This window comes from Staphylococcus sp. GDY8P67P (assembly GCF_017892545.1).
In the GTDB taxonomy this organism is placed as follows: domain Bacteria; phylum Bacillota; class Bacilli; order Staphylococcales; family Staphylococcaceae; genus Staphylococcus; species Staphylococcus ureilyticus.
Genome location: NZ_JAESLH010000012.1, coordinates 35,473 through 46,437 on the forward strand (window position 1 = coordinate 35,473; position 10,965 = coordinate 46,437).

Consider the following 10,965-nt stretch of genomic DNA (forward strand, 5'->3'; position numbering starts at 1 on the left):
TCATTTTCTAGATTATTGTATTAATTATCTCTTAAATAGTGAAATTGAACAAATAAAACAATGTGACAAAATTTGAATTATATGGTTGTTATTACATCGAAATTTTAAATTGATTCAGATATAATGGAATTAATAATCGTAATAAATAAAGGAGAAATAAAATGATTAGAAAAGCTAAGCCTAGTGACAAAAAAGATATTGCAGAATTATGTTATATCATTTGGAGTCAATTAGATATCGATATGGTAAAGGAAGTCGAAAAATTTCGTTTGCTAAATATAATGGAACAAAGCATGGTAGATGTAAAATATAGAGGGCACATTAGTAATGTATGGGTGTATGAAATTGATGGTAACGTTGCAGGCTGTTTGATCGCATATCCTGGCAGTAAAGAATTAGAACTTGAACAAGCATGGCTAGACATGGATTTAGAGGAAGATATAAAATCTTATGGCACACCAATGCCGATGAAAGAGGCTGCTAATGATGAATGGTACATTGAAACTGTAGCAACATTTCCTCATTTTCGTGGAAATGGTGTAGCAACGAAATTGATTAAACATGTCATTTCAAACTACCCAGATGAAAAATGGAGTTTAAATTGTGATGTTGATAATACTGCAGCATTACGTGTCTATGAAAAATTAGGTTTTGAAATTAAAAGTGAATTTGATTTATATGGACATATGCATTATCACTTAGTACATGTTTAGCATATACTAGTAAAAATACAAAATCGTTCATCAAATGAATGAAGAACGATTTTGTATATATAATAAATTAAATACAGAGTGTTATTAAATCCCACCTAATAAAGCACTGATATAGATACCTAATGCATAAAGGAAACCAAAGAATGTATTTGTTTTTCCAGTAGCAGCCATTGCAGGCATCATTGTTTCAGGTGTGTCGTTCTTTTTAAATCTTCTAACTGCTTTGATTGGCATTGGGAAAGATAATAAAGCTAGCAAGAAGAAAATCGAACCACCAGGTTTAAAGAAAGTGATATAGATAACGAGCAAATAAGCAACGATATACATCAATGCTAAAAAGCGAACAGCATTATTTTTCCCTAATAAAATGGGTAATGTTTTTCGACCACTTGCCTTATCTTTAACCCAATCCCTGATATTATTGCCCATGTTGATAAGACCAATTGTGATTACGATTGGAATGCTAATCCATACCGCTAAACTTTGTATGTTACCAGTTTGGATAAAGAAGGCAATTAAAATAATTATCATACCCATAAATATTCCTGAAAATAGTTCTCCAAAAGGTGTCCATGAAATCGGGAATGGTCCACCTGTATATAGGTAACCTACTGCCATGCATACTAACCCAATAGGAAGTAACCAGAATGAACTTTGGGAAGCGATAAATATACCTAAAATCGCTGCGATAATATAAAATGTTATGGCTAAGTTCATGACTAATTTTGGACTCATGCCATTTCGTACAATTGCGCCACCGATACCTACTGAAGTATGGTCATCTAAGCCTTTTTTAAAATCATAGTATTCATTAAACATGTTTGTAGCTGCTTGGATAAGTAAACATGCCACTAGCATAGCAATGAATAAGCTAAGCTTTAGATGATCTTCACTACCTAGAAGGAATATTTTTGCAGTTGCAGTACCTACTAAAACTGGAACTACTGCAGCAGTCAATGTGTGTGGCCGCATTAAGTGCCAGTATTTTCTGACTGTTGAATATTGTTGGTATTGAGATGCCATAATGATTTACCTCGAATTCTTTTAATATAATTAATTTTTATCAAATTAATTTTAATAGAAGAAGTTGTAAAGGTCAACTTACGGAAAAATTGTCTACATGAAATAAGCTGAAAAACGTACACAGATTGTGAAAAGTGGTACAATATTATAATGAGTGTAAACTGATATTGAAATGAAAGAAGTGAAATAGATGACTTTAGATGTCAAGGAAAGTGAAATTGTCGAAGCGGTATACGAAAGTAACCATACTTGGGTTTCTGTAGAAGCAAAATTAGATTATGAATTAGAGCCTACATTATTATTTCATTTAACCGAAGATTGTGCGGGAGACCGTTTTTATTTCAAGAAAAATGACAACGAAACTTCATTCTTTGGCTATCATGCTATCACGAGATTTAAAAACGATTTTGAAAATAAACAATCTATTTTTCGTGAGTGGGAAAAGTATAAAAATGATATTGAGTTAATACATCCAAATTCAGAAAGACATCATTTGAAAATTTGTGGTGGTTTCCAATTTTCAACGCATAAATCAGGTGATGAATGGCGTGAGTTTGGTATTAATCATTTTGTCTTACCTGAAGTACTCGTTACGATGGAGCAGGGACAATCATTTATAACGTATACAGTAGAAGCCGATAAGTTTGAGATAGATACTTTCTTAGCAATCATTGATAGACTTACACAAAAGGACGTTCAACCTAGTGATGAAATAGGGGATATTAAAAGAATTGACGATATTTATAAAGACGAATGGCGTGAGTTAGTTAAAGATACAATTGATATTTTAGATGAAAATAAAAAAATTGTCCTTGCAAGAAAAAGGCTTATTATGTTTGATAAAAACATTAACATTCCATATATACTCAATAGGGCAATGCAGGGTGAACATAATAGCTACTTATTTGTGCTTGAATCACAAGATAGTGTGTTTTTCTCCCAAACCCCTGAGCAATTAATGGAAGTCAAAGATGACGTGTTATCGACGAAAGCTGTTGCTGGTACAATTAAAAGAACACATCGAGATGACATAGATAAGGCAAATATTGATGCATTTTTAAACGATGACAAGAATTTAAATGAGCATCATTTTGTTGTTAAAAGTATATTAAATGATATCAAACCTTATGTAGAAGAAATTACATTTAATAAAAAACCTCAAATTTTAACAAATGATCATTTATATCATTTATATACCAAAATTGAAGGACGGTTGTTACAAAATTCATATATTGGATTATTAGATAATCTTCATCCTACACCAGCATTAGGTGGTTATCCTAAGGAAGAAGCAATTTCTTATATTGAAAATAATGAATTTGGTACACGAGGTCTATATGGCGCACCAGTAGGATATATTGATATGTATGATAACTGTGAGTTCATCGTAGCTATTAGATCGATGTTAATTAAAAAGAATCAAGCTACTTTATTTGCTGGTTGCGGTATTGTACAAAATTCTGATGCTGATAGTGAAGTAGAAGAAACTGCGGTTAAATTCAATCCGATGATGAAAGCTTTAGGAGTAGAGAAATATGAGTAATCACACAGACGCTTTAACAAAACAAGTTTTTACATTAGTCTCAGAACTATATGCATATGGCATAAGAGAAGTGGTAATAAGCCCTGGTTCTCGTTCAACGCCACTAGCTATTGCTATAGAGGCACATCCAAAACTGAAATCTTGGATTCATCCAGATGAACGTAGCGCTGCTTTTTTTGCGATGGGGTTAATGAAAGGTAGTGAAAGACCAGTTGCAATTTTATGTACATCTGGTACTGCAGCTGCCAATTATACGCCTGCAATTGCAGAAAGTGATTTAAGTCATTTACCATTAGTCGTATTGACGAGTGATAGACCGCATGAATTAAGAGGAATAGGTGCACCTCAAGCGATAAATCAAACAAATATGTTCGAGAATTATGTTCAATACCAATTTGATTTTCCAATAGCAGATGCCGATGAATCACAAGATTATTTGTTAAACACTATCAAATTTCAAATACAAAAAGCAAGCCAATATTTCTACGGTCCGCATCGTGGACCCATACATTTGAATTTGCCATTTAGAGAGCCATTAACACCGAACCTAGAAAAAGTAGAATGGTTAAATTCAGATAATAAGATCTTGCCTCATTATCAAAAAACAGCAAGTTTGAATGAAATCAAAACGATTATGCAAAAACGCAAAGGCCTCATTGTTGTGGGTGATATGCAACATCAAGATGTAGATCAAATACTTACTTATGCAACCATACATGACATGCCTATTTTGGCAGACCCTTTGAGTCAATTACGTAAAGAACATCATCCTAATGTAGTGACAACTTATGATTTACTGTATAGATCGGGGTTATCTATAAATGCTGATTTTATTATTCGCGTAGGTAAACCAGTGATTTCTAAAAAAGTAAATCAATGGTTAAAAGCTACAGAAGCTTTTCAAATATTAGTGCAAAATAATGATCAACCAGATGCATTTCCAAAGGTACCGCATGTATCTTACGAAATGTCGGCCAATGATTTCTTTAGACAGCTTTCTGAAATTCCAACTGTAGAGCGAAAAAATTGGTTAGAAAAATGGCAATCACTAGAAAAGCAAGCACATATTAAAATCAAAGATTATTTGAGAACTGCTACGGATGAGTCAGCTTTTGTAGCAAATCTATTAGATAAATTGACGAAAGAGGATGCATTATTTGTTAGCAATAGTATGCCAATCCGTGATGTCGATAACTTATTTATAGATTGTGAAGCAGAGATTTATGCTAATAGAGGTGCAAATGGCATAGATGGTGTTATTTCTACAGCGATAGGAATGGCAGCACATAAACGTGTCACATTATTAATAGGTGATTTAGCATTTTACCATGATATGAATGGTTTACTTATGTCAAAATTAAATGATATTAACTTAAATATCATACTTTTAAATAATGATGGCGGCGGAATTTTCTCCTTTTTACCACAAAAGTCGTCTGCTGATATTTATTTTGAAAGACTATTTGGTACACCGACAGGATTAAACTTTGAACATGCTGCATTACTTTATGATTTTTCTTACAGACGTTTTGAAACAATTGAAACTTTTAAGTATGCAGAACTATCAAAACTTGGTGCACATATATATGAAATCATTACAAATCGTGATGAAAACTTAAGCCAACACCAAAATCTTTATTTGAAATTGAGTGATATTATAGATGTTACATTATAAATTTCATCAATCTACAAAGAACTCAAATGATTTGATCGTATTATTACATGGATTTATAAGTGATCAATCGACATTCGATGAACATATCAAAACCTTCACAGATGAAATCAATGTATTAACCATTGACTTGCCAGGTCATGGTTTTGATCAATCAAGTGAAACGAGTACTTGGAATTTTGAATTTATCTGCCAATTATTAGACGATACATTAGCTTTGTTTAAGGCGTATCGTATTTTTTTACACGGTTATTCTATGGGTGGTAGAATCGCTTTATATTATGCGCTTTATGGAACGTGCCACTTAAATGGATTGATATTAGAAAGCAGTTCACCAGGTATTGCAGATGAAGACGACCGCATCGAAAGAATTCAAATTGATCAAGCACGTGCAAAAGTTTTAGAAATCGCTGGATTAGAAATTTTTGTAAATGATTGGGAAAAATTACCTTTATTTCAAAGTCAGTATAATTTAAATACAGAAACAAAACGAAAGATTCGTCAAATGCGATTACAACAAAATCCTGTGAGATTAGCAAAAGCTTTACGAGAGTATGGTACTGGACAAATGCCTAACTTATGGCCAAAAATATCAGATATTGCAGTTCCAACTTGTATAATTGTAGGAAGTTTCGACGAAAAATTTATAAAAATTGGTTATCACATGTGCGACTTAATACCAGAGACGAGTCTATATGAAGTTAGTGGTAGTGGTCATACTGTACATGTGGAAGAAATGACAGAATTTGATAAAATAGTGTTAGGTTTTATTTTTAAGGAGGAGCAAAATGACTAGACAATGGGAAACAATTAAAGAATATAAAGAGATTAAGTACGAATTTTATAACGGCATAGCCAAAGTAACTATTAATAGACCTGAAGTTCGTAATGCGTTTACGCCGAATACGGTACAAGAAATGATAGATGCATTTACAAGAGCTAGAGATGATCAACGTATTTCGGTTATTGTCCTTACAGGTGAAGGTGATAAAGCATTCTGTTCAGGTGGAGACCAAAAAGTACGTGGCCATGGTGGCTATGTAGGTGAAGATCAAATTCCGCGTCTTAATGTGTTGGATTTACAAAGATTGATACGTATTATTCCAAAACCTGTCATCGCGATGGTTAGAGGATATGCAATTGGTGGCGGAAATGTATTAAATGTTGTTTGTGACTTAACAATCGCTGCAGATAATGCAATATTTGGTCAAACAGGTCCAAAAGTAGGATCATTTGATGCAGGTTATGGTTCAGGATATTTAGCGCGCATTGTAGGACATAAAAAAGCACGTGAAATATGGTATTTATGCCGTCAATACAATGCACAAGAAGCTTTAGACATGGGCTTAGTAAATACTGTTGTACCTTTAGCTGATATAGAGGATGAAACGGTGAAATGGTGTGAAGAAATGATGCAACATTCTCCGACAGCATTAAGATTCTTAAAAGCAGCGATGAACGCTGACACTGATGGATTAGCAGGATTACAACAAATGGCGGGCGATGCTACGCTGTTGTATTACACAACAGACGAAGCTAAAGAAGGCAGAGATGCGTTTAAAGAAAAACGTAATCCTGATTTTGATCAATTCCCTAAATTTCCATAAGTAAAGATATTTAGTAACAACGCGTCAATAAATATAGAGGCTTTTGAATGAAAGTCATGGTATTAAAACTAAAACGACAACCGTTAATTTCTAGTGAATATTTAGAAATTAACGGTTTTTTTATTGTTTTAAAGTTGTCTAGTGATTATTTGATGCTGAGTGACAAATTGACCAATGCATGGTTCGAACGAATACACCTTATTACCAAAATGATACATAATGACTGGTTATATGAATGAATCTAAAGTTAAAAAATTCATTTTCATCAATGATAAAAATGAGAATATAAAATGAAAATCCAGGTTTTAAATTTATTATTAAAAATTAAATGAAAAACATGTAAGTTGGATAAAATTAGTTTTCAGAATATTCTATTGACTAATACTAGTAATGTTAAAACTTTTAAACATTTTGTTATTATATTTGACCAAAAATAAAATTTCTATTAATATAATAAAAAAGGGCAGAGGAGAGTAATGAATGACACAATATAAAAATAAAGAACTTATGAAAGATATGTGTTTTCTGTTTTATGTTTCTAGTAAAGAGATAGTAAATAAATTTAACAAACACCTAAAGCAGTATGATATTAGCTTTCCAAATTATGTAGTGATGTTATATATTGAAAACTCAAATCCTGTATTTATCAAGACATTATGCGATCAATTATATTTAGATTCTGGTACAATAAGCCCAATTATTAAGAGACTCGAAAAAAAAGGACTAATTGAACGTATGAGAACAGAAGAGGATGAACGAAGAGTTAAAGTACAATTGACACAAAAGGGAAGTGTGTTAAAAGAGAAATTTGAGCAAATTTCAGATGAAGTGTTAACTCAGTTCAATATGAGTTCAGAAGATATAGATATATATTATAAATTAATGAAAAAATTTGCTGAAAAAAATATTTATCAATAAAATGCACATATTTGAAATATAAAGCGTAATATAAAAGAAGCCCGTAAATGAATTTTTAGAAATTCATTTACGAGCCTCTTTTATGTCATACTTCTTAACAGATATATTTTTAAGAAAATTACCTCTGCTTAAGTGCGTAGTTATCTCTAAGTAAGTTTTCCACATAATCCTCAGCATAATAATCACATTAAAAAATTCACTTTATTAATCCTACTATTATTAACAATTTGATATAGTTTCTCGATTTATTAAATCATTATACCGACTAATCGAATGTCGGATATTAATCACACTAAAATTTTTTGATTATATTCAATTGAGTTTTTTGACTGCCTACATAGAATATGGAAGTTAGCGTAGTAATCATTGGTAAATAAATTTTAAATACAAAATAACAAGGCGTTATTCATAATGTTCTTTTATATAAAGTTCTAATCTTCTCATTGCCTCTTTTAAGGCATCGAGTTCATAGGCATAAGAAATACGCACATGGCCTTTACCAATGTCTGTAAATGAAGAACCTGGTACCATTGCAACGTGTGCTTTTTCGAGTACATCAACGCAAAAATCAAAATCATTTTCTGTGAAATTTTCAATACTTGGGAAGATATAAAAAGCACCTTCTGGTTTAGCGTCGAGTTTAAATCCTAAAGATTGTAGTTTTGTGATTAAAAAATCTCGTCTTTCAATATATGCTTTGTTCATATAGTGAGGTGCATCTAATCCTTCGTTTAATGCTGCTATACAAGCTATTTGAGCAGGTACATTAGCACATATACAATTATAGGCATGCATAAATGTTAACTTTTCAATTAAATATTCAGGACCTATTAGAAAACCAATGCGAATCCCAGTAGCAGAGTGAGATTTACTTAATCCATTGACGAGCAATAACTGATCACGGATGGATTTAAATTCAGCAAAAGAAGTGTGTTGATGATTAAAGGTATTTTCTGCATAAATTTCATCACTAATGATAAAAATCTCTTCATTTTTTAACATTTCTGTAAGTGCATGAATTTCATCATAAGTCAAAATAACACCAGTGGGATTTGTCGGATAATTTAAAAGAATTGCTTTTGTTTTTGACGATATATTTTGCTTGATTGCTTCAGGTGTTATTTTGAAATCTGTTTTTGTAGTGTCGATATATACAGGAACGCCACCAAGTGTTTTAATTAAAGGGATATAACCTGCATAAATAGGGCTGGGGATTAATATTTCATCACCTGGGTTAATAATGCTTCTCAAAGCTGTGTCTAACGCTTCACTAGCGCCATTTGTAATAATAATTTCATCAGAGCTATAATGGAAACCATAGCGCTGTTTAAAATAATGACTGACTGCATTTCGTGTTTCAAGTAACCCTTTGTTATGAGAATACTTTGTTTGATTTTCTTTTATTGCAGTAATATATGCATTTTTTACGACATCAGGCATAGGAAAATCTGGTTGACCGATTGTTAAATTGATACAATCATCAATATCTTTAATTTTATTTGAAAATTGCCTAATACTTGGTGCTGTTAAAAATTTAGAATTGTCGTTTAATGATAGCTTCATTGTTTTTCACCTCAAAATAAAAATACCGATTTGTAGTTAAATAAGTATGACTAGCTTAAAATATCAAATTACTACCATCATAACATATTTGAACCAACTACAAATCGGTTGGAAATTATTTTAATCTTTAAAATTCGAAGGGGATTGCAAGTTAATAATTGGATTGGTCCACTTAGATATAAATCTAGTTGATAATACATATACAATTATACTAGTAAATAAGAGTAGATATATATAAGTCAGTATAGAGATGTGGTCTTTAAATGGATAAATATTAAAACCACGTATAATACCAATTACAATGCCATGTAGTAAATAGACATACATAGTTCGACGCCCAATGTATGTGAAAAATCTTTCTTTTTCAGGTATTAAATTAAGGAAAGAAAACATTGTAATTAAAATAATAAAGTATAATAGCAAACGTTTAATTGGACTATATAAATCTTGTTTACCTTCCAGTGACATATAAGGTGAATCACCTAATAACCAATCAGCATTTATAGGATGCAAGGTATAAATGATATAAAAAAGGAGTAAAATGCTAACAGCGACCGGTATGAATTTCTTATTTCTTAACACACGTGTATGTTCACTCGTAAATAAATAACCTAAATAAAAAATAGGGAAGAACATGATTGTTCTTGAAAAACTTAAATAATTGTCAATATTATCTGAGTAACCTGCAAATAAAGAAATAATAATAGATATTGGTAATACAAAATAAGGTTTATAGTCTTTTACTATTACTAATATGACATGAAAAAAGAATAATGTAAGTAAAAACCATAATGCAAAAACAGGATCAAATGGATCGAATTTAACACTGTCCTCTTTTCCTGTGAAATAATAGTAAAAGGTGAAAAATCCAAAGAAAATAAAATAAGGTACTAACAATTTTTTTGAAACTTTCTCTAGATAACCAGCTTTGCCTGCTTTTTTAGCAAAATAACCTGAGATGAATAAAAAACAGGGCATATGGAAACTATATATAGTTAAATAAAGTGAAGAAAGATATTTACTTTCTTCAGTATATGGTTGTAATAAATGACCAAATACAACAAGAAAAATTAATATCATTCTCGCATTGTCGAAGAAATAATCTCTTTCTTTTAACTGTGTCATAGGGTTGCTCCTTTTATATGCAGGTAAAATTTATAATCACTGTTACTAATTTATTATAAAACATATGACAAATGCAACAAAACCGACTGATTTGTAGATTATTATTGTATATTATGAGGAATAACATTATAATATTAGAAAATAAAATAATAAATTTAAATGCTATTGAACATTTTAATTAAAGTAGTGGAGATGAAACAACATGTATAAACAACTAGAACAATTAATTACACTTACAAGTAATGATTTAAATTTAGTCAGTAGAAGGTTTGGCCAACGCACAGATTTAACTTCAGAACAGTTAGAAATGTTAAGGATTTTATATCATTATAATGTGTTATCACAATATGATTTAACAATGAAAATTAATAAAGAACAGTCTATTGTGTCTAGATGGATCAAAAAATTATGTCAAATGGGCTATATAACTAGTAAACAGTCAAACAAAGACTTAAGATGTAAAGATTTAATGATTACAGAAAAAACAAAAGCACTTGTTCAACAAATTAACGAAGTTAGGGTGGCTTTGATAGAAGCAAGGTGTCAAAATTTAACTTCAAATGATATTGAAAATCTAAATTATTTATTAAATAAATTAAATACGCATCATCATTATATCAAGTAAATGATAAATGGAGGCTAAAATTTTCAGCATCATTTTATTATGTAACACAGCGATATGATACAAATTTATGATAGGGTTCAAATGAACCAAAAATGCATAGAAACAATAAATAGCTATCCAATGATTGGAAAAGCTTTCATGTTGGAAAAGAACAATATGTCATAACAGAGATTTAA

The 10,965-nt window shown here is 31.0% G+C and carries 11 protein-coding genes; 8 read left to right on the plus strand and 3 right to left on the minus strand.

Going from position 1 to position 10,965, the window contains the following annotated elements:
- Positions 1 to 161 precede the first annotated feature (161 nt).
- Complete coding sequence (locus tag KA833_RS04785) at positions 162 to 713, plus strand: GNAT family N-acetyltransferase (protein WP_046208086.1); 552 nt, start codon at positions 162 to 164, stop codon at positions 711 to 713.
- An 84-nt stretch (positions 714 to 797) separates the two neighbouring features.
- Here the strand turns inward: KA833_RS04785 and KA833_RS04790 are convergent, their stop codons facing one another.
- Complete coding sequence (locus tag KA833_RS04790; protein WP_064209416.1) at positions 798 to 1,736, minus strand: 1,4-dihydroxy-2-naphthoate polyprenyltransferase; 939 nt, start codon at positions 1,734 to 1,736, stop codon at positions 798 to 800.
- Between the two features lie 190 nt (positions 1,737 to 1,926).
- Here KA833_RS04790 and KA833_RS04795 point away from each other — a divergent pair, with 190 nt between their 5' ends.
- From KA833_RS04795 to KA833_RS04820, 6 genes are all read left to right on the plus strand, one after another.
- Positions 1,927 to 3,279, plus strand: a complete 1,353-nt coding sequence (locus KA833_RS04795; RefSeq protein WP_046208088.1) for an isochorismate synthase — start codon at positions 1,927 to 1,929, stop codon at positions 3,277 to 3,279.
- Positions 3,272 to 4,954 (plus strand): 2-succinyl-5-enolpyruvyl-6-hydroxy-3-cyclohexene-1-carboxylic-acid synthase, encoded by a 1,683-nt coding sequence (gene menD / locus KA833_RS04800; RefSeq protein WP_070657728.1) that lies wholly within the window; start codon positions 3,272 to 3,274, stop codon positions 4,952 to 4,954. Before KA833_RS04795 ends, menD begins: the two co-directional genes overlap by 8 nt.
- Complete coding sequence (gene menH / locus KA833_RS04805; protein ID WP_064209414.1) at positions 4,941 to 5,747, plus strand: 2-succinyl-6-hydroxy-2,4-cyclohexadiene-1-carboxylate synthase; 807 nt, start codon at positions 4,941 to 4,943, stop codon at positions 5,745 to 5,747. Before menD ends, menH begins: the two co-directional genes overlap by 14 nt.
- Complete coding sequence (menB, locus tag KA833_RS04810; protein ID WP_046208091.1) at positions 5,740 to 6,558, plus strand: 1,4-dihydroxy-2-naphthoyl-CoA synthase; 819 nt, start codon at positions 5,740 to 5,742, stop codon at positions 6,556 to 6,558. The genes menH and menB overlap by 8 nt, the downstream gene beginning before the upstream one ends.
- Positions 6,559 to 6,605: 47 nt before the next feature.
- Positions 6,606 to 6,797, plus strand: coding sequence for a hypothetical protein (locus KA833_RS04815; protein ID WP_046208092.1), 192 nt, complete (start codon positions 6,606 to 6,608; stop codon positions 6,795 to 6,797).
- A 241-nt stretch (positions 6,798 to 7,038) separates the two neighbouring features.
- On the plus strand, positions 7,039 to 7,476 hold the full coding sequence (locus KA833_RS04820) for a MarR family winged helix-turn-helix transcriptional regulator (protein ID WP_064209412.1): 438 nt from the start codon (positions 7,039 to 7,041) through the stop codon (positions 7,474 to 7,476).
- A gap of 402 nt (positions 7,477 to 7,878) precedes the next feature.
- Here the strand turns inward: KA833_RS04820 and KA833_RS04825 are convergent, their stop codons facing one another.
- Together KA833_RS04825 and KA833_RS04830 are read right to left on the minus strand one after the other, a co-directional pair.
- A complete protein-coding gene (locus KA833_RS04825) occupies positions 7,879 to 9,039 on the minus strand; it encodes an aminotransferase class I/II-fold pyridoxal phosphate-dependent enzyme (protein WP_070038056.1) in 1,161 nt (386 codons plus the stop codon).
- A gap of 120 nt (positions 9,040 to 9,159) precedes the next feature.
- The gene (locus tag KA833_RS04830; RefSeq protein WP_064209410.1) at positions 9,160 to 10,164 is read right to left on the minus strand and encodes an acyltransferase family protein; all 1,005 of its coding nucleotides are present in this window, start codon (positions 10,162 to 10,164) and stop codon (positions 9,160 to 9,162) included.
- A gap of 202 nt (positions 10,165 to 10,366) precedes the next feature.
- On the opposite strand from KA833_RS04830, the gene KA833_RS04835 reads away from it, so the two are divergent.
- The gene (locus KA833_RS04835) at positions 10,367 to 10,789 is read left to right on the plus strand and encodes a MarR family transcriptional regulator (protein WP_046207911.1); all 423 of its coding nucleotides are present in this window, start codon (positions 10,367 to 10,369) and stop codon (positions 10,787 to 10,789) included.
- Positions 10,790 to 10,965 lie beyond the last annotated feature (176 nt).

Coding starts and splice junctions, on each gene's coding strand:
- KA833_RS04785 (WP_046208086.1), top strand. CDS start 162: ATGATTAGAAAAGCTAAGCCTAGTGACAAAAAAGATATTGCAGAATTA.
- KA833_RS04790 (WP_064209416.1), bottom strand. CDS start 1,736: ATGGCATCTCAATACCAACAATATTCAACAGTCAGAAAATACTGGCAC.
- KA833_RS04795 (WP_046208088.1), top strand. CDS start 1,927: ATGACTTTAGATGTCAAGGAAAGTGAAATTGTCGAAGCGGTATACGAA.
- menD (WP_070657728.1), top strand. CDS start 3,272: ATGAGTAATCACACAGACGCTTTAACAAAACAAGTTTTTACATTAGTC.
- menH (WP_064209414.1), top strand. CDS start 4,941: ATGTTACATTATAAATTTCATCAATCTACAAAGAACTCAAATGATTTG.
- menB (WP_046208091.1), top strand. CDS start 5,740: ATGACTAGACAATGGGAAACAATTAAAGAATATAAAGAGATTAAGTAC.
- KA833_RS04815 (WP_046208092.1), top strand. CDS start 6,606: ATGAAAGTCATGGTATTAAAACTAAAACGACAACCGTTAATTTCTAGT.
- KA833_RS04820 (WP_064209412.1), top strand. CDS start 7,039: ATGACACAATATAAAAATAAAGAACTTATGAAAGATATGTGTTTTCTG.
- KA833_RS04825 (WP_070038056.1), bottom strand. CDS start 9,039: ATGAAGCTATCATTAAACGACAATTCTAAATTTTTAACAGCACCAAGT.
- KA833_RS04830 (WP_064209410.1), bottom strand. CDS start 10,164: ATGACACAGTTAAAAGAAAGAGATTATTTCTTCGACAATGCGAGAATG.
- KA833_RS04835 (WP_046207911.1), top strand. CDS start 10,367: ATGTATAAACAACTAGAACAATTAATTACACTTACAAGTAATGATTTA.